Here is a 25,104-nt window from a genome sequence, read left to right as displayed (position 1 = left end):
TCAGAACAGCTCTTTGGCCAGCAGCTCCAGCGTCGCGACGCGCGCCGGCGCGGCGTCAGGGTCCGTGCCGCGGCGGGCCGACGCCACCGGGTTCACCATCACCTCGTCGACGCCGAACCGTTCGGCAAGCGCCCGGACCTGCTCGGCGGCCTCCGCCGGCGCACCCAAAACGGCGCCTTGCAGACCGCTCTCGACTATCCGCTGCTGCTGCCCCGTCAACTCGGCCACCGCGGCCTCCTCGACCAGCGGCACCGGCCCGAGCGGCTGCCCGGTCCGCAGCCTGGCCATCATCTGCAGGTTGGGCAGCATCAACGCCGTTGCCTCCTCCCGGGTTTCGGCCACCGTCGCGTTGACCGTCAAGAACGTCAGCGGCTCCGCGGCCACGGCGCTGGGCTTGAATCGGGAGCGGTAAAGCTCGAGCGCCTCTTCGGTTCCCTTGCCGGAGAAGTGATGTGCGAACACGTACGGCAACCCCTTGGCGGCGGCCAAATGCGCCGAATACATCGACGAACCCAGTAGCCACAGGCGCGGTTCGGTCGTGGCGGCCGGAGTGGCCTTGAGCGTGTAATCGCCCGAGCGCAACGCAACCCGCACGCCGCGGGCGCTCATCAGCGCGGCCACGTCGTCGAGATATTCGGGGAAGTTCTCCACGTCCCGACCGTCATTCCCACCGCGCAGGGCATATGAGGTCACCGGGTCGGATCCCGGTGCCCGGCCGATGCCGAGGTCGATGCGGCCCGGAGCAGCGGCTTCCAGCAGCGCGAACTGCTCGGCCACCGCCAGCGGCGCGTGGTTGGGCAGCATCACCCCACCCGAGCCGAGCCGTAGTTGCGAGGTCTGCGCGGCCAGATAAGCGATGACCACCGGCGGGCTGGTGGCACCGACCGAGGGCATGTTGTGGTGCTCGGCCACCCAGTAGCGGGTAAAACCCAGCCGATCCGCGGCCTGGGCCAGCTGCACGGTTGCCGCCAGCGCGTCGCCGGTCGTCTGGTCGCTGCGCACCGGGATGAGATCAAGGACGGAAAGACGCACGATGGCGTCAACGCGCGCGGGCCCGCAAACGTTCCCGACCCGGCGCGATGCGGCTCAGTAGTCCTTCAGGACGATCGAGGCGACGATGCGATCGAACACCTCTTGCGGTATCGGCGCACCGCCCGGAATGTTGTCCACGACCAGCCATTGGTTGCGCTGGACGTAGTCGCCGAACTCGTGCTGGTAGTTGGCGAATCCCCGTTCGTAATCGTCGCCTTCAGACTTGAGCTCGCCGGCCAGGATGTAGGCGCCCAGCAGCGCGATGCTGGTTCCCTGACCCGACAGGGGCGAGCAGCAATACCCGGCGTCACCGACCAACGCCACCCTGCCGCGCGACCAGCGGTCCATCTTGATCTGAGACATTTCGTCGAAGTAGAAGTCCGGCGCGGTCCGCATGTACTCCAGCAGTTGCGGGCGAACCCATCCGTCGCCGGCCATCCGCCGCTCCAGCTCGGCGAATTGGGCCTCGATGTCGCGGTAGTCGATCCGCAGATCCGTCTCCATGAAACCCAACATGGCCCGGGCCCCGGCGTTGTTACGCGCGCTGTAGACCCCCGCCATGCTGTAGTCCCCGTAGTGCCACATCTGCCAGTGGTCCAGGTCCAAGAAATTGGGCACGGTGAAGATTGCGGCATGCGTGCCCAGCCGCTCGATGAAATCCTCTTCCGGCCCGAACGCCAATCGCCGTACGTTGGAGTGCAATCCGTCGGCGCCGATGACGAGATCGAATTCGCGCGGCGGGGCGCGCTCGAAGGTGACGTGGACGGCCGCACCATCGTCATCCAACGCGGTGATGGTGTCGTCGAAGATGTAGTCGGCCGTCCATTGACTTGCACCGTAAAGCAATTCGACCAAGTCATCGCGCAGCAACTCGATGTCGGGGCTATCGATAGGGGCCCCAGAGGGCCCAGAGAGCGCAGCTTCGGTGTCCCGGGACACTTCGTTACCGTCACGGTCGACGACCGAGGAGCCGCGGATTTGCGTCTTGCGCTTCTGGGCGGCACCCAGCAGCCCCATGCGGTCCAGCACGGTCAGCGCCGGACCCCGCACGTCGATCGCCTGACCGCCCGGCCGCGGCCCGCGATGGCGCTCCACCACGGTCACCGAATGGCCGTGCCGCCCAAGCCAAAACGCGGTCGCCGTACCCGCCACGCTGGCGCCGGATACCAGAACCTCGCTCACTTGATCCCTGCCAGTTCCTTTGCTTTGCGGAAGACGTCATCGAGCATCGCTGGTGTCAACCTACCGGTGAACATGTTTTGCTGGCTCGGGTGGTAACAGCCGAGCAACCGCACACCGGGCGCCAGGTCGGCAACGACGCCGTGGCCGAACCGGGGCTTGCGCGCCGCTGCTCTACCGGCGGTGCCCGGTAGCCGCAGCGCGATTTGCCAGCCGAAACCGCCCAGGGCCACGACCGCGCGCACGTGGTCGGACACCAGCCGCCATTCGGCCTGCAGCCAGGGCCAGCAGGTGTCACGCTCGGCCGGGGTCGGGGCGTTGGCGGGAGGCGCACACCGCACCGGCGCAACGATGCGAATATGCTTGGTAGCCAACCCATCCGCGGCGTCGACGCTGGTCGGTTGGTTCACCAGACCGGCCCGGAACAGCGCCGCGTACAGTTGGTCGCCCGAGCGGTCGCCGGTGAACATCCGGCCCGTGCGGTTGGCGCCGTGCGCGGCGGGTGCCAGCCCGACGATCAACAGCCGGGGCCGCGCCGATCCCCAGCTGGGTACCGGCCTGCCCCAATACGGTTGATCGGCGAAGGCCCGGCGTTTGACGACGGCGACCTCCTCGCGCCAGTCGACCAACCTCGGGCAGGCCCGGCACACGCTGATCAGGGCATCGAGCTCGGGTATCGAGGTGGCCTGTTCCGCGAACGCGACGACCTGGGCGGCATCGGCCGCCACCGCGGTCTGCGGTGTGGCCGGATCACCCGGCCATCCGGTACCCGCGCCAACAGGAGAGTCGAACGGCTGGCCGGTACGTGGGTGGTCGAGCACATGAACATCCTGCATTCAGGCGCCACGTCATGCGGACCCGGGCACCGTCCGGGGCCGTGACACGGGCTTACTATCGGGCCGTGAGCTCTGCTGCCCTGGCCGGCCTGATTGCCGACCTGCCCGACGGGATGGTCGTCACCGACGCAGGCGTAACCGAGGGCTATCGCCAGGACCGCGCTTTCGACCCGTCGGCCGGCAAACCGCTGGCCGTGGTGCGGCCGCGGCGCACCGAAGAGGTGCAGACGGTGCTGCGCTGGGCCGCCGCGCACCGAGTGCCCGTGGTGACCCGGGGCGCGGGCAGCGGCCTGTCCGGCGGCGCGACCGCGCTGGACAACGGTATCGTGCTGTCGACGGAGAAGATGCGCGACATCGCCGTCGACCCGGTCACCCGGACCGCGGTATGTCAGCCCGGGCTGTTCAACGCCGAGGTGAAGAAGGCCGCCGCCGAACACGGCCTGTGGTATCCCCCGGATCCGTCCTCGTTTGAAATCTGCAGCATCGGCGGCAATGTCGCCACCAACGCCGGCGGGCTGTGCTGCGTGAAGTACGGCGTCACCACCGACTATGTGCTGGGCATGCAGGTGGTGCTGGCCGACGGCACCGCGGTCCGGCTGGGTGGCCCACGACTCAAGGACGTGGCGGGCCTTTCGCTGACCAAGCTCTTTGTCGGGAGCGAAGGCACGCTGGGCATCATCACGGAGGTGACGCTGCGGCTGGTGCCCAAGCAGAACGCGTCCAGCATCGTGGTGGCCAGCTTCTCCTCGGTGCAGGACGCCGTCGAAGCGGTACTCGGGGTCACCGCGCGGCTTCGCCCCTCGATGCTGGAGTTCATGGATTCGGTGGCCATCAACGCCGTCGAGGACACCCTGCGCATGGACCTGGACCGCGGAGCGGCGGCGATGCTGGTGGCCGGATCCGATGAGCGCGGCCGCGCCGGAAGTGAAGACGCCGAAATCATGGCCAAGGTGTTCGCGGAAAGCGCTGCGACGGAAGTATTTTCGACCGACGATCCCGACGATGGCGAGGCGTTCGTCGTCGCGCGGAGGGTTTGCATCCCGGCCGTCGAAGCCAAGGGTTCGTTACTGCTCGAGGATGTCGGGGTGCCGCTGCCGGCGCTGGGCCGGCTGGTCACCGGGATCGCGCGCATCGCGGACGAGCGCGACCTGATGATCTCGGTGATCGCCCACGCCGGCGACGGCAACACCCACCCGTTGATCGTCTACGACCCCGCCGATGCCGGCATGACCGAACGCGCCCACCTGGCGTTCGCCGAGATCATGGACCTGGCCGTCGGACTCGGCGGCACGATCACCGGCGAGCACGGCGTCGGCCGGTTGAAGCGGCCCTGGCTGGCCGGTTATCTCGGGCCCGACGTGATGGAGCTGAACCAGCGCATCAAGCGGGCGCTGGATCCGCTTGGCATCCTCAACCCCGGCTCGGGCATCTGAGCTGCGGCCGCTGGTCGAGGCGAGCTGGTCGAGGGGAGCTGCTGGTCGAGGGGAGCTGCTGGTCGAGCGTGAAGCTGGCCGCACACTCGGTTCCGAGTGTGAAGCTGGCCGCACACCCGGCGGCGCTCGGCGGTTGACATATTACCTATCCTGTCGTACGAATAAGACATGTCTGTTGTTATGTCTCACAACGTGCCGGTCGCCTTCCAGCTCGCGACCGCCGCCACCTGGTCGAACCCGTGGCCGATGTACCGCGCGCTGCGCGACCACGATCCCGTGCACCACGTCGTCCCCCCGAAATCCCCCGACGACGATTACTACGTGTTGTCCCGGCATGCCGACGTGTGGGCCGCGGCCCGCGACCACGAAACCTTCTCCTCGGCAAAGGGTTTGACCGTCAACTACAACGAGCTGGAACTGATCGGGCTGCAGGACAATCCGCCGTTTGTGATGCAGGATCCGCCGGTGCACACCCAGTTTCGGAAGCTGGTGTCGCGCGGCTTCACGCCGCGACAGGTCGAGGCGGTCGAACCCAAGGTGCGGGAGTTCGTCGTCGAGCGCATCGAGGGGTTGCGCGCGGCCGGTGGCGGCGACATCGTCACCGAGCTTTTCAAGCCGCTGCCGTCGATGGTCGTCGCCTATTACCTTGGTGTGCCCGAAGAAGACTGGGTGCAATTCGACGGCTGGACCCAGGCGATCGTCGCGGCCAATACCGCCGAAGGCGGCTTGGCCGGTGCGCTGGAGACCGTCGGCGATGCGGTCGGGTCGATGATGGCGTACTTCACCGGGCTGATCGAGCGACGCCGCACCGAGCCCGAGGACGACACCATCTCCCACCTGGTGGCCGCCGGGGTCGGGGCCGACGGTGACGTCGCCGGTACGCTGTCGATCCTGGCGTTCACGTTCACGATGGTCACCGGCGGCAACGACACCGTCACCGGCATGCTCGGCGGCTCGATGCCACTGCTGCACGAACGACCCAATCAGCGAAAGCTGTTGGTGGATAACCCCGACCTGATCGCCGCCGCGGTCGAGGAGTTGCTGCGGATGACCTCACCGGTCCAGGGATTGGCGCGTACGACCACGCGCGACGTGACGATCTGCGACACCACCATTCCCGCCGGGCGCAGGGCACTGTTGCTCTACGCGTCCGCCAATCGCGACGAACGCCAATACGGTTCGGACGCCGGCCAACTCGATGTGACGAGGTGCCCGCGCAACATCCTGACGTTCAGCCACGGCGCACACCACTGCCTCGGCGCGGCCGCGGCCCGGATGCAGTCCCGGGTTGCGCTGACCGAACTGCTGGCCCGATGCCCGGACTTCGAGGTGGACGAGTCGGGCGTCGTCTGGGCTGGCGGCAGCTACGTGCGGCGGCCGCTGTCGGTGCCGATTCGAGTGGGGTCCTGATGCCGGGCAACGACTGGCTGGGCGCACACCGGACCGAAGCGGCCGCCGACCGGATACTCGACGCCGCCGAGCGGCTCTATACGCAGCGCGACTCGGATTCGATCGGCATGAACGAAATCGCCAGGGCAGCAGGGTGTTCCCGTGCGACCCTGTACCGCTACTTCGAGAACCGCGAGGCGCTGCGAACCGCCTATGTGCACCGCGAGACCCACCGGCTCGGCCGAGCGATCATCGCGCGCACGGGCGACATCGAGGACCCGTGCGAACGGCTGATCGCGAGCATCCTGGTCACGTTGGGGATGGTTCGCGAGAGCCCGGCCCTGGCATCCTGGTTTGCCACGACCCGCACACCGGTGGGTGGCGAATTGGCCGGGCAGTCCGACGTGATCGCGGCCCTGGCGGCGGCGTTCCTGCACTCACTAGGGCCCGACGATCCCGCCGTCGTCGAACGCCGAGCTCGCTGGACGGTGCGGGTGATCGTCTCGCTGCTGACGCACCCCGGCCGCGACGAAGCCGACGAGCGGGCGATGATCGAGGAATTTGTCGTCCCGATCGTGACCCCGGTTTCCGCCCGCCAGCGGGACTAGCTCGCCGGCTCAGTCCCGCACGCGGGTGAAACGGTGCAGCAGCCACGCCAACGGGATCGTCAACGCCAGGGTCGCGACGAACAGGTTCAGCATCGGGCCGGTATAGACGCGGGCGCCAACGACGTAGTCCATCGCGAATTCCATGGTGATCAGGTGGATCAGGAAGATCTCGTAGGAGATCTCCCCCAGCCACACCATCGGGCGGCTGGCCAAGAGCCGCGAATACCATCCGTGGTCCCCCAGTGCCAGCGGCGCCACCGCCAGCGCAGCGATCACAGCATAGAAGCAGGTTTTGAACAACGCTTCGCTCAGCGTGGCCGGGGACGTGGTGGGTGCGCCGGCGATGGGAGTGGACACGATGAAATAGCTGATGGTCGCCAGCGGGATGGCCACAAATCCGTAGCCGCGCACACCCATCTCCTGCAGCACCGTGAGCATCATGCCGCCGAGGAACCAGGCCAGGTAGGTGGGCAGCCAGAGCCGCGCGCCGTCGGGAAACCAGTGATCGGCGTGCACCAGAACCAACCACGCCGGGCTGATCAACGCCAATCCCGCCAGGGCGCCCAGCACCAATTTCGGTTGCCATTGCCGCCGGCAGATCAGGACCAGCAGCAGGTATGCCAGCAGCGGAAGGAGGACGTAGAACGAGGCCTCCACGGCCAGGCTCCACATCTGGGTCAGTCCCTGGTGCAGATACTTTCCCAGATAGCCGTCGCAGTAGATCTGGGTCAGTGTCAGGTTGCGCGCCAAGCCCAGCCATGTGTGTCCGGGGTTTGGCCCCGCCTCGCGGTAGTGGTACAGCACGTAGGCGAACAGCACGGTGACGAGGTAGGGGGGCATGATGCGCCGAACCCGGTGCCGCGCATAGCGACTCAGCGACGGCGGCGGGCCGCCGGTTGCGGCGGACTTCACCCAGGGCCGGAACAACAGGTAGCCGGAGAGCACGAAGAAGATCGGCACCCCGATTTCCATCCGGGAACCGACCAGGCCCCAATAGCCGTGCGTGTACTTGCCGGTGGTGTAGGCGGCGTGGGTGCCGACCACGAGCAGCGCGGCGACGGCGCGGACGCCGGTCAGCGAGGCGACCCGGTCCACGTGAGAGGTCTGTTCGAGCCCGCCCTGAGCGTCCTGTTCTTCGGACAGGGTCATCCGCCGTGTTTCCTGCGCGGTTTCCCGCCGTCCCGGACGCGGGCCTTGGCGGAGGACCTGTCCGGCTGAAGGTTGATCAGCACACCCGAAATGCGGGTTTGCTCAAGCCTTTTCAAGGTCGACTTGGGTAACTTGGCCGGCAGTTCCACCAACGAGAAATCCGGCCCGATGGCGATGTGGCCGAAATCGCTGCGATGCAGCCCTCCCTCGTTGGCGATGGCGCCGACGATTGCACCCGGGCCGATCTTGTGCCGCTTGCCCACCGCGATGCGGTACGTGGCGAAGGGCCGTGTAGACCGTGGCTTTTCGGGGCGATCGCGCCGTTCGGTACGGCGCTCGCGCCGCTCGGGCGGAGGCTCGGGCACCATCAAGAATTCTTCGCCGTCGCGTGAATGCACGGCCAGCGCGGCGGCGATATCGGCCATCGGGGTGTCGTGCTCGCGTTCGTAGTCCTGGACCAGCTTGCGGAACAGGTCGAGGCCGGGAGCCCCGAGCGCGGTGGTGATGGAATCGGCGAATTTGGCCACCCGCTGCGCGTTGACGTCCTCGACGGTCGGCAACTCTATTTCGGTGAGCGTTTGCCGCGTGGCCTTTTCGATGGCCTTGAGCAGGTGGCGTTCTCGCGGGGAGACGAAGAGCAGTGCGGTTCCCGACCGTCCTGCCCTGCCGGTGCGCCCGATGCGGTGCACGTAAGACTCGGTGTCATGCGGAATGTCGTAGTTGAGCACGTGCGAGATCCGCTCCACGTCCAGCCCGCGCGCGGCGACGTCGGTGGCAACGAGGATGTCGATACCACCGTCCTTCAGGGCGGCGACGGTCCGCTCGCGCTGGGCCTGCGGGATGTCGCCGTTGATGGCCGCCGCGGAAAAACCACGGGCACGCAGCTTTTCGGCCACCTCCTCGGTGGCCTGTTTGGTGCGGACGAACACGATCATCGCTTCGAACGGCTCGACCTCGAGGACTCGGGTCAGGGCATCCATTTTGCGGGGACCGGCGACCTGGATGTAGCGCTGCGAAATGTTCTCGGCGGTAGCCGTTTTCGCTTTGGTGGTGACCTCGAACGGGTCGTGCAGGTATTTGGTGGTGAGCTTGCGGATGGCCGGCGGCATGGTCGCCGAGAACAAGGCGACCTGTTTGTACTCGGGGGTTTCGGACAGGATGCGTTCGACGTCTTCGGCGAAACCCATGGTGAGCATTTCGTCGGCCTCGTCGAGCACCAGGTAGTCGACCCGCGACAGGTCCAGCGTGCCGCGTTCGAGGTGGTCGATGACCCGACCTGGCGTGCCGACCACCACGTGGGCGCCGCGCCTCAGCCCGGCCAGCTGCACACTGTAGGACGAGCCGCCGTAGATCGGCAGCACGTTGATCTTCGGCAGATGGGCGCCGTATCGGCTGAACGCCTCGGCGACCTGCAGGGCCAGTTCCCGGGTGGGGGCGAGCACCAGGGCTTGGGTGGCGGTGCTGGTGACGTCGATCTTGGACAGGATCGGGATCGCGAACGCGGCCGTCTTGCCGGTACCGGTCTGGGCCAGCCCGACGACGTCCGATCCGGCCATCAGCGCCGGGATCGTCGCGGCCTGGATACCGGTGGGTGACTCGTAACCGACGTCCGCGACCGCCCGCAGAACCGAGGGGTGGATCTGCAGGTCGGCAAACGTCGTAGCGGCAGCGTCAGTCGAGCTGTCTGAGAGGGTCATCGCCCAAGGAGTCTAGTGGTGATCGCCAGCTCAGCAGAGCTGAGCGCAGCGAGTCACCATCAAAGGACCTCAGCGTGATCGCCAGCTCAGCAGAGCTGAGCGGAGCGAGTCACCATCAAAGGACCTCAGCGTGATCGCCAGCTCAGCAGAGCTGAGCGCAGCGAGTCACCATCAAAGGACCTCAGCGTGATCGCCAGCTCAGCAGAGCTGAGCGCAGCGAGTCAGCACTGTGGGGCGGTCCGCGTGATCATCAGCACAGCCGAGCAGCTCCCGGCCACGCCTGCCACACCCGCGGACCCGATGACGGTACGGTGCGTCGATGTGTGGTCGCTACCGTGTCGTACCGAGCCACTGACCTGCTCGGCCGCCCTCGCACTGATCGCCGTCACGCTGACCGGCTGCGGTTCAGGAGACTCCACAGTCGCCAAAACACCGCAGGCAAGGACGACTTCCGAGACCGCGTCGATCACGGCCCCGGCCACGCCCTCGCCGGCCGCCCAGCCCGGCAACGCGCCGCCGGCCGATCCATGCGCGGTCAACCTCGCCTCCCCCACCATCGCGAAGGTGGTGTCCGAACTGCCGCGCGACCCGCGCAGCCAGCAGCCTTGGAACCCCGAACCGCTGGCCGGCAACTACAACCAGTGTGCGCAGCTGTCGGCGGTGATCATCAAGGCCAACACCAACGCGGTCAGTCCCACCACCCGGGCGGTGCTGTTCCACCTCGGCCAGTTCATCCCGCAGGGTGTCCCCGATACTTACGGATTCAATGGCATTGACCCGGCGCAAACCACGGGCGACACCGTGGCGCTGACCTACCCCGCCGGGATCAAGGGCTTGAACACCAACGTGAAGTTCCATTGGAACGGCAGCGCCGTCGAACTGATCGGCAACACCTCCGCCCACTGATCCAGGGCGCGCCCGCCCAGCGCGACCATCTTGTCGGAGCCCGGAACTACTGTGGCTCCAGTGTTCGTGACCGGCGACAGCATCGTGTACAGCGCGTCGGACCTTGCCGCTGCCGCCCGCTGTGAATTCGCGATGCTGCGGGAATTCGACGCGAAACTCGGCCGCGGACCGGCGACCGTCACCGGGGACGATTTGCTCGCGCGGACGGCCGCCCTCGGCGACGAGCATGAGCGGCGCGAGCTCGCGCGATTGCGCGAGCGGTTCGAGGATGCCGTCGCGGTCATCGGCCGCCCGGCCTACACACTCGCCGGTCTGGCGGCGGCCACCGACGCGACCCGGCGCGCCGTCGCCGATCGCGCTCCCGTCGTGTATCAGGCCGCGATGTTCGACGGTCGCTTCCTCGGATTCGCCGACTTTCTGGTGCGCGACGGCGAGCAGTATCGGGTCGTGGACACCAAGCTGGCCCGTTCCGAAAAAGTGACCGCGCTGTTGCAGCTGGCCGCCTACGCCGACGCGTTGGCCGCCTCCGGTGTGCCGGTCGCGCCCGAGGCCGAACTGCAGCTCGGCGATGGAACGGCCGTGCGGCACCGCGTCTGCGACCTGGTCCCGGTTTACCGTTCGCAGCGGGCGCGACTGCAACGGCTCCTCGACGACCACTATGCAAGCGGTACCGCGGTGCGCTGGGACGACGAAAGCGTGGCCGCCTGTTTTCACTGTCCGCTGTGCATCGAGCAGCTGCGGGCCGCCGACGATGTGTTGTTGGTGGCCGGTTTGCGAGTAAGCCAGCGGGACAAGCTGTTTGAGGCGGGTATCACCACTGTCGCCGAACTGGCCGTCCATAGCGGACCCGTGCCCGAGCTGTCCTCCGGCGCGATCGGCACCTTGACCACCCAGGCGAAACTGCAAGTCCGCCAACGCGACACCGGCGTTCCGCAGGTCGAGGTCGTCGACGCGCAGCCGTTGGCGCTGCTCCCCGAGCCAGACCCGGGTGATCTGTTCTTCGACTTCGAAGGCGACCCGCTGTGGACCGCCGACGGCCGCGAGTGGGGCCTGGAATATCTCTTCGGTGTTCTCGAGGCCGGACCGGCAGGCAAGTTCCGGCCACTGTGGGCGCACAACCGCGCAGACGAACGCGCGGCACTGACAGATTTTTTGGCGATGGTGGCCAAACGGCGCAAGCGCCGTCCGAACATGCACATCTACCACTACGCGCCGTACGAGAAGACCACGTTGTTGCGTCTCGCCGGGCGTTACGGTGTCGGCGAGGATCAGGTCGACGAACTGCTGCGCAGCGGCACACTTGTCGACCTTTACCCGTTGGTGCGCAGGAGTATTCGTGTCGGCGCGGAGTCATTCAGCCTCAAGGCGTTAGAGCCGCTCTACATGGGAACCCACCTGCGCGCGGGCGACGTGACCACGGCCACCGGTTCGATCACCTCCTACGCACGGTACTGCGACCTGGGCGCGCAGGGCCGCGGCGACGAGGCCTCATCCGTGCTCAAGGAGATCGAGGACTACAACCACTACGACTGCCGGTCGACCCAGGAATTGCGGAACTGGCTGATGCTGCGCGCCTACGAATCCGGTGTCCTACCGATTGGCGCCCAGCCCGTGGGCGACGGCAATACCGTCGACGACCGCGACCAGCTTGCGATGACATTGTCGGCGTTCACCGGTGCCGCCGGCATCGACGAGCGCACCCCGCAACAGACGGCCGCGGCGCTGGTGGCGGCGGCGCGCGGCTACCACCGGCGCGAGGACAAACCCTTCTGGTGGGCGCATTTCGACCGGTTGAACTTCCCCATCGACGAATGGGCGGATAACACCGATGTTTTCGTCGCCGAGGACGCGTCCGTCAGCGTCGAATGGCATACCCCTGCCCGCGCGCGCAAGCCGCAGCGCCGGCTGGAGTTACGCGGCCAGCTGGCGCGCGGTGATTTGAAGAGAGATGTCTTTGCGCTGTACAACCCGCCGGCGCCGCCCGGCATGACCGACAACCCGGATCGGCGGGCGGCCGGACGGGCCACCGTCGTCGAGGCCGACGATCCGGCGGTACCCACAGAAGTGGTCGTCCTCGAACGAGTTGGCGGTGACGGCAAGACATTTCACCAGTTACCCTTCGCACTGACCCCCGGCCCGCCCATTGGAACCACAGCCCTGCGGGAGTCGATCGAGGCGACCGCTGCCGCGGTGGCGGCCGGACTCCCGGCGCTGCCCTGCAGCGCCGTCGTCGACGTCCTGCTGCGCCGCACGCCCCGCACACGCAGCGGCGCTCCCCTGCCGCGCGGCGCCGGCACCGTCGCCGACATCACCGCGGCGCTACTCGATTTGGATTCTTCCTACCTGGCGGTGCACGGGCCACCGGGCACCGGCAAGACGCACACGGCGGCGCGGGTGATCCAACACCTGGTCACCCAGCACGGCTGGCGGGTCGGTGTCGTCGCGCAATCGCACGCCACGGTGGAGAACCTGCTGGACTGTGTGATCGACGCCGGCCTGGATCCGCATCGGATCGCGAAAAAGCCCCACGACCACCACGCCCCGCGCTGGCGAGAGATCGACGGCAGCGCGTACGCCACATTCCTCGCTGATACGCCGGGTTGTGTGATCGGCGGCACCGCATGGGATTTCGCCAATGCCAACCGGATACCGCCGGGGGGCCTGGATCTGCTGGTGATCGACGAGGCCGGCCAATTCTGTTTGGCCAACACCGTCGCGGTGGCCCCGGCTGCAGCCAATCTACTGTTGCTCGGGGACCCTCAGCAGTTGCCGCAAGTCAGCCAGGGCACTCATCCGGAGCCGGTGGACGCCTCCGCGCTGGAGTGGCTGGTCGACGGTCAGCGCACCCTGCCCGACGAACGTGGCTACTTCCTGGACCGCTCCTACCGGATGCACCCGGCTGTCTGCGCCGCGGTTTCCGCGCTGTCCTACGAAGGCAGGCTGCATTCCCACGAATGCACCGCCGGCCGCCGCCTTGACGGATATCAGCCCGGCGTGCAACTGCTTTCGATTGAACACCAGGGTAATTCGACGGACAGCCCCGAGGAGGCCGATGCGATCGCCGCCAAGATCGGGCGACTGCTCGGCGCGTTGTGGACCGATGAGCACGGCACCCGGGCATTGACCGCCTCCGATGTGCTGGTGCTGGCGCCCTACAACGCGCAGGTGGCGCTGCTGCGCCGCCGGTTGAGCTCTACCGGGCTCGGCGGGGTGCGGGTGGGGACCGTCGACAAGTTCCAGGGCGGGCAGGCACCCGTGGTGTTCATCTCGATGACGGCTTCGTCCATGGACGTCGTACCACGCGGAATCTCCTTCCTGCTCAACAGGAATCGACTCAACGTCGCGGTCAGCCGCGCACAGTATGCAACCGTGATCGTGCGGTCGCCGTCACTGACGGAGTATCTGCCCGCCACACCCGCCGGCCTGATCGATTTGGGCGCATTCTTGGCGCTCACCCAGCCCGATCTGCGCTGAGGAGCCTAGTTGCCCGACGAGTGCCGGCCGTAACCGGTGGGGTCGTCGTCGGGATCGGGGAGGTGGTGCTGACCTCGCAGCGATTCACCTTCGGTGAAGTGGTGACCCGCCGGACCCGTGTGGGGGCGACGCGGCGGCCGGGTGAGCCGCTCCACCGGTGGGCTGGGCTTGACCGGACGCCGCACCGCCACCTGGCGAAGGCGCTTACCACTGTCCACATGAGACCCGTTGTGGGCAAAGCCAATTGGTTGCGCCTGGGCAACCGGGTCGTCGAGCACACTGTGCCACGAATCGACAGGGCCCCGATGCCGCACCCCGGCGGGCGGTCGAGGCGCAGTGTCAGCCCGCTCCCATGACGGCCGGTCGCCGCCGCTGCCCCCCTCGACGTCGGGTTCACGCAGGAGGACGAATTCGACGTACTCGTCATCGTCATAGTCGTCGTCGACAACGTCATCGCCGTCGGGTCCCAACGGATCGGCGCCTCGCCCGCCACCGAGGCGGGGCCCGAAGCCCACCAGGAACAGCGCGGCGATGATCCCGAACAACGCGACGAACGCCGGCAACAACACCGACTGCGACATCGCGGCCGCGAACGGCTCGCGCAGGAACCCGGGCAACTGCAACGCGATGCCGTCCTCCCCGGCGCCCAAACCGGACGGCTGCCGCGGCATCTCGGCACTGATCCGCCACGTCATGAATGCGGCCATGCCGGCGCTGCCGAGCACCGCGCCGAGCTGACGAACGGAGTTGTACGCGGCGGAACCCGCGCCGGCCAACTGCCCCGGCAGGTTACGCGTCGCGGTCGCGGTCAGCGGCGACCACACGAACGCCATCCCGACGCCCATCGCGAAGAACGGCAACACCAGCCGCCAGATCGGTGTCGTCGGCAACATCTCGAAGGTGAGCCAGGTCAGCGCGATCGCCAGCACCGAAAAACCGAAACCGAGCACCGGCCGCGGATGGTATTTGTCGACCATTTTGCCGACGGACGGCGCGAACACCCCGTTGGCGATCGCCATCGGCGCGATCAACAAGGCCGAGCGCGTCGGCGAGAGTCCGCAAACGGCCTGCGCATAGAACGTCAGCGGCAGCATCATCGCCGTCGCGGCGAACGAGACGATGGCCACCCCAACGTTGCACAGGCTGAAATCACGGTCACCGAAGATCACCAACGGAATCAGCGGCTCGTGGGGGTTCACCGACTGCCAGAACACGAACGCCGTCATGAACCCGACGCCCGCGACGATCAACGCCCAAATCCACGGCTCCCAGTGGGCGGCCTGCCCCTGCTGCAGGCCGAACACGATCAGGAAGATACCCACCCCGGACAGCGCCACCCCGATCAGGTCGAACCGGTGCGACTGGGTGGGCAGAACCGGGATCAGCCAATAGGCCAACGCCAGCCCGATCACACCGACGGGGACGTTGACGAAGAAAATCCACTGCCAGCCCAGCCCGTCGACCAGCACACCGCCGGCCAGCGGGCCTACCAGGCTGGCGACACCCGCGGTCGCGCCCCACAAGCTCACCGCGATGCCGCGCCGCTCCGGCGGGAAGATCCGGGTGATCGTCGACAGGGTCTGCGGGGTGAGCACGCCCGCTCCGACACCTTGCACGACGCGGGCCGCGATTAGCATGGCGGCGCTGCCCGACACTCCGCACCACACCGAGGAGACGGTGAAGACCACCAGGCCGATCAGGTACAGGTTTTTGGGGCCGAACCGGTCACCGAGGCGGCCCGCCACCAACAGCACGACGGCATAACCGAGCAGGTAGGCGCTGGTCACCCAGACCACGGTGTCGTAGCCGATGCGCAGATTGGCCATGATGGTCGGGTTTGCGATGGCGACGATGGTCGAGTCGACCATGATCATGAAGAAGCCGATCATCATCGCCCAAAGCGGGTTCCAGGGGTTCTGCGAGTGCGGCGAGCTCCGAGTGACGAACTCCCAGCGTTTGGTGGCCCGCGCCGGCGTCGAACCCGCGCGCCCCGCACCCCCGGGCGTGCGGGGCGCAGCCGTGGCCATCCACCCCACCTCGTTTCGCTCCCGACGATGTCGTTACGCCGTATCGGCCCGGTGTGGTCGACCGGCCCGAACCACCCAGGTCATCGACCACGCGCACGGCGAACTGTCCACCACGACGGCCGACCAAAGGCCCGGCCCTCGCAGAGATCCAGCCTGCATTATTCCCGGTGACGCAATAGGGCCGGCAGCCAAGGATCCGATAGGAATCGCTAACGCGTCAGGATTTGCCACGGGCACGTTAGCCTGAAGGAACCCATTTGCAGGAGAGACAATATGCGGGCCCGACGGAAAAGGTCGCCGAACCGGTTTTTCAACATGGCCAACGCGGGACAGGCGCCGGCCGCCAAGAGCGGTCGACCCACAGTGTCCGCGCGGGCATTGGCGCTGGTCATCGAGCGCAGCGCGCGGATACAGGGCCCGGCCGCCGAGGCCTATGTGACCCGGCTGCGCAACGCTGATCCCGATGCCAGCCCGGCGGAGATCCTGGCCAAGCTGCAGAAGCGTTACGTGGCCATCGTGACCGCCGCCGGCGTTGCGGTGGGGGCCGCGGCGACCATCCCCGGAATCGGTACGTTGAGTGCCCTGTCAGCGGCGGCCGCGGAAACGGTGACATTCCTGGAGGCCACCGCGTTCCTCGTGTTGGCGGTCGCGGTGGTCCACGACATTCCGGCCGATCACCGGGAACGACGCCGCGCGCTGGTGCTGGCGGTGCTGGTCGGTGACGACAGCGAGCACGCCGTCGCCCAGCTGATCGGTCCGCGCCGCACCAACGGCGCCTGGATTTCCGAAAGCCTGGCCACGCTGCCGCTGTCCTCGATGTCGCGGTTGAACTCACGGCTGCTCAGGTCGTGGGTTCGCAAGTACACCGTGCGCCGGGGCGCCCTGTTGTTCGGCAAACTGCTGCCGGTCGGGATCGGGGTCGTGGTGGGAGCGGTGGGCAACTACCTCGCCGGCAAGAAGATGATCCGCAACGCCAACCGGGCGTTCGGGGCCCCGCCCGCGCGCTGGCCCCGCGCGCTGCATCTGGTGCCGCCGATCCACGAAGCCGGCTAGCGGCGATCGCAAGTGCGGCCGCGGCGATCGCAAGCGCGGCGAAGCCGGGCGAAGCGGGTCGCCGCCATCAGGCGAAGCCGGGCGCAGCGGGTCGCCGCCATGGGGTCCGGCCGCATCCCGCCCCGAGGCGCCCCGGCCGGCCTGGCAGATTGGTGGCGAAAGGTTAGCCTTTATAGGGCGGAATCAATGGGGATCGCCATAGGCGTGAGGTGCTCGGCCTTCCGGGGCCGACAAGGGTGAGGCGCCGCGCAATAGCGCTGCGGTGACCCTGTAGGACAAAGGGATTGAGGCGAACTGCGGTCGTGAGCAACATAAGTTCACCATTCGGGCAAAACGAATGGCTGGTCGAGGAGATGTACCGCAAGTTCCGCGATGACCCCTCGTCGGTCGATCCGAGCTGGCACGAGTTCCTGGTCGACTACAACCCCGAGCCACCCGGCGAAGCAGCGCCCGCCGCCCCGACCAGCGGTGATGGCCAGCCGGCCGCCGCCGCGGCGGCTGCTCCGGCCGCCCCCGCGAGCACCAAGCCCGCGCCCCCCGCCAGCGCGGCACCCCCCGTCAGCACGGCCGCCGGCAATGGGGCCCCGGCCCGGCCCGCCCCGGCGAAGGCCGCCATTGCCCCGCCGGCGGAAGGCGACGAGTTGCAGACGCTGCGCGGCGCCGCGGCGGCCGTCGTCAAGAACATGTCGGCGTCGCTGGACGTGCCGACGGCGACCAGTGTCCGCGCCATTCCCGCCAAGCTGCTGATCGACAACCGGATCGTCATCAACAACCAGCTCAAGCGCACCCGCGGCGGCAAGATCTCGTTCACCCACCTGCTGGGGTACGCGCTGGTGCAGGCGATCAAGAAGTTCCCGAACATGAATCGGCACTACGCCGAGATCGACGGCAAACCGACTGCTGTCACGCCAGCTCATACCAATCTGGGCCTGGCCATCGATCTGCACGGCAAGGACGGCAAGCGTTCCCTGGTGGTGGCCGGCATCAAGGGCTGCGAGACCATGCGGTTCGCGCAGTTCGTCACCGCCTACGAAGACATCGTGCGACGGGCTCGCGACGGCAAGCTGACCGCCGAAGATTTTGCCGGCGTGACGATTTCGCTGACCAACCCGGGCACCATCGGCACCGTGCACTCGGTGCCGCGGCTGATGGCGGGGCAGGGCGCCATCATCGGCGTCGGCGCCATGGATTATCCCGCTGAGTTCCAGGGCGCCAGCGAGGAACGCATCGCCGAGCTGGGGATCGGCAAGCTGATCACGCTGACCTCGACCTATGACCACCGCATCATCCAGGGCGCGGAATCCGGCGACTTCTTGCGCACCATCCACGAGATGCTGTTGTCGGACGCCTTCTGGGACGAGATCTTCCGTGAGCTGGGCAACCCCTATCTGCCGGTGCGCTGGAGCACCGACAACCCGGACTCGATCATCGACAAGACAGCGCGGGTGATGGAGTTGATTGCGGCCTACCGCAGTCGCGGCCACCTGATGGCCGACATCGACCCGCTGCGCTTGGACGGCAGCCGATTCCGCAGCCATCCCGATCTCGAGATCCTCAACCATGGCCTGACGCTGTGGGATCTCGATCGGGTGTTCAAAGTCAACGGCTTCGCCGGTTCCGAGTACAAGAAGCTGCGCGACGTGCTGGGTCTGCTGCGCGATGCCTACTGCCGTCACATCGGCGTGGAGTACACCCACATCCTCGAGCCCTCACAACAGGAATGGCTGCAGCAACGGGTTGAGACCAAGCACGTCAAACCGACGGTGGCCGAGCAGAAGTTCATCCTCAGCAAACTGAACGCGGCCGAGGCCTTCGAAACCTTTCTGCAGACCAAATACGTTGGCCAGAAACGGTTTTCACTGGAAGGCGCGGAAAGCATCATTCCGATGATGGATGCGGCGATCGACCAGTGCGCCGAGTACGGCCTCGACGAAGTGGTCATCGGGATGCCGCACCGCGGCCGGCTCAACGTGCTGGCCAACATCGTCGGCAAGCCGTATTCACAGATCTTCAGCGAGTTCGAGGGCAACCTCAATCCGGCGCAGGCGCACGGCTCCGGGGACGTCAAGTACCACCTGGGCGCCACCGGTGTGTACCTACAGATGTTCGGCGACAACGACATTCAGGTCTCGCTGACCGCCAACCCGTCGCACCTGGAGGCCGTTGACCCGGTGATGGAGGGACTGGTTCGGGCCAAGCAAGACCTATTGGACCGCGGCGCCGAGGACCACGGAGACGACAAAGCCTTCTCGGTGGTGCCGATGATGTTGCACGGCGACTCGGCGTTCGCCGGCCAGGGGGTGGTCGCCGAGACGCTGAACCTGGCGAATCTGCCCGGCTACCGGGTCGGCGGCACCATCCACATCATCGCCAACAACCAAATCGGTTTCACCACCGCGCCGGAGCACTCGCGGTCCAGCGAATACTGCACCGACGTCGCGAAGATGATCGGCGCGCCGATCTTCCACGTCAACGGCGACGACCCGGAAGCTTGCGCGTGGGTGGCCAAGCTGGCCGTCGATTTCCGGCAGGAGTTCAAGAAGGACGTCGTCATCGACATGCTGTGCTACCGCAAGCGCGGTCACAACGAAGGCGACGACCCGTCGATGACCAACCCCGCCATGTACGACGTCGTCGACATCAAGCGCGGAGTCCGCAAGAGCTACACCGAGGCCCTGATCGGCCGCGGCGACATCTCGATGAAAGAAGCCGAGGACGCGCTGCGCGACTACCAGGGCCAGCTCGAGCGGGTGTTCAACGAGGTCCGCGAACTGGAGAAGCACGGCGCGCTGCCGAGCGAATCGGTGGAGGCCGACCAGATGCTGCCCGCGGGCTTGTCCACCGCGGTGGACAAGGCGTTGCTGGCCCGCATCGGCGACGCATTCCTGGCGCTGCCCGAGGGCTTCACCGCGCACCCGCGGGTGCAGCCGGTGCTGGAGAGACGCCGGCAGATGGCCTACGACGGCAAGATCGACTGGGCCTTCGGCGAACTGCTCGCGCTGGGCTCGCTGGTGGCCGAGGGCAAGCTGGTGCGGCTATCGGGGCAAGACACCCGCCGCGGCACCTTCTCGCAGCGGCACTCGGTGATCATCGACCGCAACACCGGCGAAGAGTTCACACCGTTGCAGCTGCTGGCGACGAACACCGACGGCATCGCCACCGGCGGCAAGTTCCTGGTCTACGACTCCCCGCTGTCCGAATACGCCGCCGTCGGCTTCGAGTACGGCTACACCGTGGGCAACCCGGATGCCCTCGTCCTGTGGGAAGCCCAGTTCGGGGACTTCGTCAACGGCGCGCAGTTGATCATCGATGAGTTCATCAGCTCCGGTGAGGCCAAGTGGGGCCAGTTGTCCACTGTCGTGCTGCTGCTGCCGCACGGCCACGAAGGCCAGGGACCCGACCACACCTCGGGCCGCATCGAGCGCTTCCTGCAGCTGTGGGCCGAAGGTTCGATGACGATCGCGATGCCCTCCACGCCGTCCAACTACTTCCACTTGTTGCGGCGCCACGCCCTCGATGGCGTGCAACGGCCCCTGATCGTGTTCACTCCGAAGTCGATGCTGCGCAACAAGGCGGCGGTCAGCGACGTCAAGGACTTCACCGAGATCAAGTTCCGCTCGGTGCTCGAGGAGCCGACCTACGAGGACGGCATCGGTGATCGCAGCAAGGTCAGCAGGGTCCTGCTGACCAGCGGGAAGCTTTACTACGAGTTGGTGGCCCGCAAGGCCAAGGACAATCGCGACGACGTGGCGATCGTTCGGATCGAACAGCTCGCTCCGCTGCCCAAGCGCCGGCTGGGCGAAACGCTGGACCGCTACCCGAGCGTCAAGGAGTACTTCTGGGTGCAGGAGGAGCCGGCCAATCAGGGTGCCTGGCCGCGATTCGGTCTGGAATTGCCCGAGCTCCTGCCCGACAAGCTGACCGGACTCAAGCGGATTTCCCGCCGGGCGATGTCGGCTCCGTCGTCGGGCTCATCGAAAGTGCACGCCGTCGAGCAGCAGGAGATCATCGACACGGCCTTCGGCTGATTCGCCGAGCGTCGACTCGTTGGGCCCAAACGCCAAGTTTTCGCCCAACGAGTCGACGTTCGCACCCGACGAGAGCGGTACCGCCGGTACCGGCTAGCCTCGACGCAAACGGGCCGACAAGGAAGGGTGCTCATGCAAGGGTTCGCCGGCAAGGTCGCGGTGGTGACGGGCGCAGGTTCGGGTATCGGTCAGGCGCTGGCCGTTGAGTTGGGTCGCTCGGGCGCCAAGGTGGCCATCAGTGACGTCGACCTCGAAGGTCTCACCCACACCGAGGAACAGCTGAAGGCGATCGGTGCGCCGGTCAAGGCGGATCGCCTCGACGTGACCGAGCGTGAAGCCTTTCTGGCCTACGCCGACGCGGTCAAAGAGCACTTCGGCACGGTCAACCAGATCTACAACAACGCCGGCATCGCCTTCACCGGTGACGTCGAAGTCAGCCAATTCAAGGACATCGAACGCGTGATGGACGTCGACTTCTGGGGCGTCGTCAACGGCACCAAGGCATTCCTTCCGCACCTGATCGCCTCCGGCGACGGACACGTCATCAACGTCTCCAGCGTGTTCGGGCTCTTCTCGGTGCCCGGCCAGGCGGCCTACAACTCGGCCAAGTTCGCCGTCCGCGGCTTTACCGAGGCGCTACGACAGGAGATGGTGGCGGCCGGCCACCCCGTGGCGGTGACGACGGTGCATCCGGGCGGCATCAAAACCGCGATCGCACGCAACGCCACCACCGCCGAGGGCCTCGACCAGGCCGAGCTGGCCAAGTTGTTCGACAAACGGCTGGCCAAGACCACCCCGCACCGCGCGGCCCAGATCATCCTGGACGCGGTGCGGAAGAAAAAGGCGCGCGTGCTGGTCGGAACGGACGCCAAGGTGTTGGACATCCTGGTGCGGCTGACGGGCTCGGGTTATCAGCAGCTGTTCGGGCCCGTCATGGGCCGGCTGCTACCCAAGCAGTGATCGATCTCTCAGTGCGCCGGCCGCTCGCTTCTGCCCAGCTCAGGCGCCACTGCTCGGGGCCGCGCGTGGCGCCGACGATCGTCGATTCACCATTTCGCCCTGCTCTGGCCACCATCGCTGGTAACGATTAGCGTCAACGCGGTCAAACCTCCACGAGGGAGTGTTGCATGGATGGGTTCGCCGGCAAAGTCGCCGTGGTCACCGGCGCGGGTTCGGGCATCGGCCAGGCGCTGGCGGTTCAGCTGGGCCGCGCCGGCGCCAAGGTGGCGATCAGCGACGTCGACACCGCAGGACTGGCAGCCACCGCCGAGCAACTGACGGCGATCGGCGCGCCGGTCAAATCCGACCAGCTCGACGTGACCGAGCGCAACGCCTTCCTGGCCTACGCCGACGCGGTCAACTTGCATTTCGGCACGGTCAACCAGATCTACAACAACGCCGGCATCACGTTCATCGGCTCCATCGAGGACAGCCGGTTCAAGGACATCGAACGCGTGATGGACGTCGACTACTGGGGTGTCGTCAACGGCACCAAGGCGTTCCTTCCGCACCTGATCGCCTCCGGCGACGGACACGTCATCAACATCTCGAGCGCGCTCGGCCTGTTTTCAGCGCCCGGCCAGGCGGCGTACGTCTCGGCCAAGTTCGCCGTCCGGGGATTCACCGAGGCCCTGCACCAGGAGATGGCGCGGGCCGGCCACCCGGTGCGGGTGACGACGGTGCATCCGGGCGGCATCAAAACCGCGTTCGCCCGCAACGCCACCGCCGTCGAGGGGCTCGACCACGCCGAGCTGGCGAGTGTGTTCGAGGAACAGCAGGCCAAGACCACACCGCAGCGCGCGGCCCAGCTCATCCTCGAAGGGGTGCGCAAGCACAAGTCACGGGTTCTGGTCGGGCCGGACGTCAAGGCGATGGACGTGCTGGTCCGGGTCGCCGGTCCGAACTATGAGCGGCTCGTGGGCGGGCCCGTGATGGGCCGGCTTCAGCAGTTCGTGCACCGGCTGATGCCTAAGCGCTGACCCGGTCGATGAGCGCGTGAACACGCGCGAAAAGAGCCGGGACACAAATCTAAACGCGACCCCGCGCTTCAGCGCCCGAGTGGGTGTTCAGCGAGCCAGCCCGCGGCCACAGCCTGCGGGTCGGCGCCGGCCTCCACTTGCCGACGCATGTCGACCAGCGCCGCGGTGTCCAACACGCCCGCCACTTCGTTGATCGCCAACAATTGCCGATCGCTGAGCGCGTTGCGGCGATAAAGCGGCACCACGTTCTCGGCCCGAATCAGTGCGGGCTTGCCGTCGGCCAGCGCGACGAGCTCGGCGGGGGCGCCGGGGTCGGCGGTGGTCGTCCACCCCGCGGTCAGCTGTCCGGCCTCAACCGCTGCGAACATCGCTGTGCCGTTGGGGAATTCGCGTGGAGCGGGAAGCCGGCAGGGGCCGACTTGCGACGGCGGCCGGTGCCCGGTGATGGCCCCGACAACGAGGCCGTCACAATGCTGCGCCAGTGTGCTCAAGTCCGCGCTGACATCACTGCCGCCCCATGCCTTGGCGGTGGCTCGACTCACCAGCAGCACGGGTTTGTCCTCGGCGGCCGTCGTGTAGTCGCCCGCGACAATACCCTCGGGTAGCGCGGCGATCATCGCGCGGTAGACGTCCTTGTCGGACATCGCCGTTGCGCCGGGTTGCAGGGCCCGCAACACGCGGCCGGTGAAGGCGGGAACGACGGTGACTGCGCCCGAATCCAATTGGGCCTTCGGGTCGGTGGTCGTCTGGAAGCGCGCGCCAAAACCGTAGGACCGCAGCGCAGCAACGTAGACGCCGCCCAGCAGGCTCGACTCGGCATCGGGCTGGGACGCGACCACCACGTCCGCGCGGGCACGACGGTCGCCCCCGGTGTGGGTCGTGCAACCGGCCACAGCGAGTACGACGGCGAGCAGCGGGGCCGCCAGCCTGCCGATTCTCACCCCCCGGCGACGGAAGTGTCTGAAACGTCCGTGGCCAGCGCGACCGCGGTGGCAACCGCTTCCCCGACGCGCAGGTCCAGCGGGCTGGGGACGATCCGGTCGGGAGCAAGGTCGTCGCTGACGACGGAGAAGATCGCCTCGGCCGCGGCGACCATCATCTTCTCGGTGATCCGGCGGGCGCCGGCTTCCAGCGCACCGCGGAATACCCCGGGGAATGCCAGCACGTTGTTGATCTGGTTCGGGAAATCGCTGCGGCCGGTGGCCACCACCGAGGCGTACTTGGCCGCGATCTGCGGGTGGATCTCCGGATCGGGGTTGGACAGGGCGAACACGATCCCGTTGGGCGCCATCGTGGCGATCATCTCTTCGGGGACCACGCCGCCCGACAGACCGAGGAACACATCGGCACCCCGGATGGCTTCCGCCGCGCTGCCGGTCAGCCCGGCGGGATTGGTACGCCGCGCCAGAGCCACCTTGACGTCGTTCATGTCGTCCCGGGCGGTGTGCAGAATTCCACGCGAGTCGAGCACCGTGATATCGGAAACACCCATCACCATAAGAAGATTGGTGCATGCCACGCCGGCGGCACCGGCTCCGGAAACCACCACCTTGAGCGAGCTCATGTCCCGGCCGAGCAGCTTGCTCGCACCCATGAGTGCGGCCAGCACAACGATGGCGGTGCCGTGCTGGTCGTCGTGCATCACCGGGCAATCCAGCGCCTCGATGGCCCGACGTTCGATCTCGAAGCAGCGCGGCGCCGAGATGTCCTCGAGATTGACGGCGCCGAACGTCGGGCGCAAGCGCACCAGGGTCTCCACGATCTCGTCGGGATCCTTGGTGTCCAGCACGATCGGGATGGCGTTCAGCCCGCCATACGCTTGGAACAGGGCGCACTTGCCCTCCATGACGGGCAGCGACGCCGCGGGCCCGATGTCGCCCAGGCCGAGCACCGCGCTGCCGTCGCTGACCACCGCGACCAGCCGGTTAGCCCAGGTGTAGCGGGCCGCCTGAGCATGGTCAGCGGCGATCGCACGGCTGACCTGCGCCACGCCGGGGGTATAGGCGATCGACAAGGCACGCTGGGTGTCCAGCGGGGACGTCATGCTTACCGAAAGCTTGCCGCCTACGTGTGCCTCGAAGATCTCGGCGTCGGTGATCGCGCCATGCTCGGCCTGCTTCTGTATCGATTCAAGCAATTCGGACACGGGCTTCAGGGTACTGAGCTACCCATTAGTAGCCCTAATTGGTGACGTGGGTCATAGTGCCGACCCGCTACGCCCGGCCCCGCCGCGCTGGCGATCGCCACGGGTCATAGTGCCGACCCGCTACGCCCGGCCCCGCCGCGCTGGCGATCGCCACGGGTCATAGTGCCG

General features: G+C 67.2%; 17 protein-coding genes. 9 read left to right on the top strand and 8 right to left on the bottom strand.

The window, feature by feature from the left end:
- From EPN51_RS28465 to EPN51_RS28455, 3 genes are read right to left on the bottom strand one after another with little or no spacing between them, the layout of a single operon-like run.
- On the bottom strand, nt 1-1,032 hold the full coding sequence (locus tag EPN51_RS28465; protein ID WP_293049219.1) for an LLM class flavin-dependent oxidoreductase: 1,032 nt from the start codon (nt 1,030-1,032) through the stop codon (nt 1-3).
- A 54-nt stretch (nt 1,033-1,086) separates the two neighbouring features.
- The gene (locus tag EPN51_RS28460; RefSeq protein WP_293049218.1) at nt 1,087-2,214 is read right to left on the bottom strand and encodes an FAD-binding protein; all 1,128 of its coding nucleotides are present in this window, start codon (nt 2,212-2,214) and stop codon (nt 1,087-1,089) included.
- Nucleotides 2,211-3,047: a uracil-DNA glycosylase gene (locus EPN51_RS28455; RefSeq protein ID WP_293049217.1), complete on the bottom strand. Its 837-nt coding sequence runs from the start codon at nt 3,045-3,047 to the stop codon at nt 2,211-2,213. The genes EPN51_RS28460 and EPN51_RS28455 overlap by 4 nt, the downstream gene beginning before the upstream one ends.
- Nucleotides 3,048-3,112: 65 nt before the next feature.
- Here EPN51_RS28455 and EPN51_RS28450 point away from each other — a divergent pair, with 65 nt between their 5' ends.
- From EPN51_RS28450 to EPN51_RS28440, 3 genes are all read left to right on the top strand, one after another.
- Nucleotides 3,113-4,480 carry an FAD-linked oxidase C-terminal domain-containing protein gene (locus tag EPN51_RS28450; protein WP_293049216.1) on the top strand — a complete coding sequence of 456 codons (1,368 nt, stop codon included), beginning with the start codon at nt 3,113-3,115 and terminating at the stop codon, nt 4,478-4,480.
- Nucleotides 4,481-4,648: 168 nt separating this feature from the next.
- A complete protein-coding gene (locus EPN51_RS28445; protein ID WP_293049215.1) occupies nt 4,649-5,890 on the top strand; it encodes a cytochrome P450 in 1,242 nt (413 codons plus the stop codon).
- On the top strand, nt 5,890-6,477 hold the full coding sequence (locus EPN51_RS28440; protein ID WP_293049214.1) for a TetR/AcrR family transcriptional regulator: 588 nt from the start codon (nt 5,890-5,892) through the stop codon (nt 6,475-6,477). Before EPN51_RS28445 ends, EPN51_RS28440 begins: the two co-directional genes overlap by 1 nt.
- 9 nt (nt 6,478-6,486) lie before the next feature.
- Here the strand turns inward: EPN51_RS28440 and EPN51_RS28435 are convergent, their stop codons facing one another.
- Together EPN51_RS28435 and EPN51_RS28430 are read right to left on the bottom strand one after the other, a co-directional pair.
- Nucleotides 6,487-7,626, bottom strand: a complete 1,140-nt coding sequence (locus EPN51_RS28435) for an acyltransferase (protein WP_293049213.1) — start codon at nt 7,624-7,626, stop codon at nt 6,487-6,489.
- Nucleotides 7,623-9,323, bottom strand: coding sequence for a DEAD/DEAH box helicase (locus EPN51_RS28430; RefSeq protein ID WP_293049212.1), 1,701 nt, complete (start codon nt 9,321-9,323; stop codon nt 7,623-7,625). Before EPN51_RS28430 ends, EPN51_RS28435 begins: the two co-directional genes overlap by 4 nt.
- A 300-nt stretch (nt 9,324-9,623) precedes the next feature.
- Here EPN51_RS28430 and EPN51_RS28425 point away from each other — a divergent pair, with 300 nt between their 5' ends.
- Complete coding sequence (locus tag EPN51_RS28425; protein ID WP_293049265.1) at nt 9,624-10,229, top strand: LppP/LprE family lipoprotein; 606 nt, start codon at nt 9,624-9,626, stop codon at nt 10,227-10,229.
- A 60-nt stretch (nt 10,230-10,289) separates the two neighbouring features.
- Nucleotides 10,290-13,703, top strand: a complete 3,414-nt coding sequence (locus EPN51_RS28420; RefSeq protein WP_293049211.1) for a TM0106 family RecB-like putative nuclease — start codon at nt 10,290-10,292, stop codon at nt 13,701-13,703.
- A 5-nt stretch (nt 13,704-13,708) separates the two neighbouring features.
- Here EPN51_RS28420 and EPN51_RS28415 read toward each other — a convergent pair whose 3' ends face one another.
- A complete protein-coding gene (locus tag EPN51_RS28415; protein ID WP_293049210.1) occupies nt 13,709-15,730 on the bottom strand; it encodes an MFS transporter in 2,022 nt (673 codons plus the stop codon).
- 273 nt (nt 15,731-16,003) lie between these two features.
- On the opposite strand from EPN51_RS28415, the gene EPN51_RS28410 reads away from it, so the two are divergent.
- From EPN51_RS28410 to EPN51_RS28395, 4 genes are all read left to right on the top strand, one after another.
- Nucleotides 16,004-16,783 (top strand): hypothetical protein, encoded by a 780-nt coding sequence (locus EPN51_RS28410; RefSeq protein WP_293049209.1) that lies wholly within the window; start codon nt 16,004-16,006, stop codon nt 16,781-16,783.
- Between the two features lie 302 nt (nt 16,784-17,085).
- Nucleotides 17,086-20,811: a multifunctional oxoglutarate decarboxylase/oxoglutarate dehydrogenase thiamine pyrophosphate-binding subunit/dihydrolipoyllysine-residue succinyltransferase subunit gene (locus EPN51_RS28405; RefSeq protein WP_293049208.1), complete on the top strand. Its 3,726-nt coding sequence runs from the start codon at nt 17,086-17,088 to the stop codon at nt 20,809-20,811.
- 132 nt (nt 20,812-20,943) lie between these two features.
- Complete coding sequence (locus EPN51_RS28400; protein WP_293049207.1) at nt 20,944-21,771, top strand: SDR family oxidoreductase; 828 nt, start codon at nt 20,944-20,946, stop codon at nt 21,769-21,771.
- A 167-nt stretch (nt 21,772-21,938) separates the two neighbouring features.
- Complete coding sequence (locus EPN51_RS28395) at nt 21,939-22,790, top strand: SDR family NAD(P)-dependent oxidoreductase (protein WP_293049206.1); 852 nt, start codon at nt 21,939-21,941, stop codon at nt 22,788-22,790.
- A gap of 68 nt (nt 22,791-22,858) precedes the next feature.
- Here the strand turns inward: EPN51_RS28395 and EPN51_RS28390 are convergent, their stop codons facing one another.
- Together EPN51_RS28390 and EPN51_RS28385 are read right to left on the bottom strand one after the other, a co-directional pair.
- Complete coding sequence (locus tag EPN51_RS28390; RefSeq protein WP_293049205.1) at nt 22,859-23,731, bottom strand: glycine betaine ABC transporter substrate-binding protein; 873 nt, start codon at nt 23,729-23,731, stop codon at nt 22,859-22,861.
- The gene (locus EPN51_RS28385) at nt 23,728-24,936 is read right to left on the bottom strand and encodes an NADP-dependent malic enzyme (protein WP_293049204.1); all 1,209 of its coding nucleotides are present in this window, start codon (nt 24,934-24,936) and stop codon (nt 23,728-23,730) included. The genes EPN51_RS28390 and EPN51_RS28385 overlap by 4 nt, the downstream gene beginning before the upstream one ends.
- Nucleotides 24,937-25,104: the final 168 nt, after the last annotated feature.

It is taken from the genome of Mycobacterium sp., assembly GCF_004298145.1.
GTDB lineage: Bacteria > Actinomycetota > Actinomycetes > Mycobacteriales > Mycobacteriaceae > Mycobacterium.
The sequence above is the reverse complement of the archived record's forward strand: the minus strand, read 5'-3'. Positions and strand labels throughout refer to the sequence as shown.

What these genes read in the sequence shown, in the direction of transcription:
- EPN51_RS28430 (WP_293049212.1), bottom strand. Translation starts at nt 9,323, where the DNA reads ATGACCCTCTCAGACAGCTCGACTGACGCTGCCGCTACGACGTTTGCC.
- EPN51_RS28425 (WP_293049265.1), top strand. Translation starts at nt 9,624, where the DNA reads ATGACGGTACGGTGCGTCGATGTGTGGTCGCTACCGTGTCGTACCGAG.
- EPN51_RS28400 (WP_293049207.1), top strand. Translation starts at nt 20,944, where the DNA reads ATGCAAGGGTTCGCCGGCAAGGTCGCGGTGGTGACGGGCGCAGGTTCG.
- EPN51_RS28435 (WP_293049213.1), bottom strand. Translation starts at nt 7,626, where the DNA reads ATGACCCTGTCCGAAGAACAGGACGCTCAGGGCGGGCTCGAACAGACC.
- EPN51_RS28395 (WP_293049206.1), top strand. Translation starts at nt 21,939, where the DNA reads ATGGATGGGTTCGCCGGCAAAGTCGCCGTGGTCACCGGCGCGGGTTCG.
- EPN51_RS28440 (WP_293049214.1), top strand. Translation starts at nt 5,890, where the DNA reads ATGCCGGGCAACGACTGGCTGGGCGCACACCGGACCGAAGCGGCCGCC.
- EPN51_RS28415 (WP_293049210.1), bottom strand. Translation starts at nt 15,730, where the DNA reads ATGGCCACGGCTGCGCCCCGCACGCCCGGGGGTGCGGGGCGCGCGGGT.
- EPN51_RS28455 (WP_293049217.1), bottom strand. Translation starts at nt 3,047, where the DNA reads ATGCAGGATGTTCATGTGCTCGACCACCCACGTACCGGCCAGCCGTTC.
- EPN51_RS28410 (WP_293049209.1), top strand. Translation starts at nt 16,004, where the DNA reads ATGCGGGCCCGACGGAAAAGGTCGCCGAACCGGTTTTTCAACATGGCC.
- EPN51_RS28445 (WP_293049215.1), top strand. Translation starts at nt 4,649, where the DNA reads ATGTCTGTTGTTATGTCTCACAACGTGCCGGTCGCCTTCCAGCTCGCG.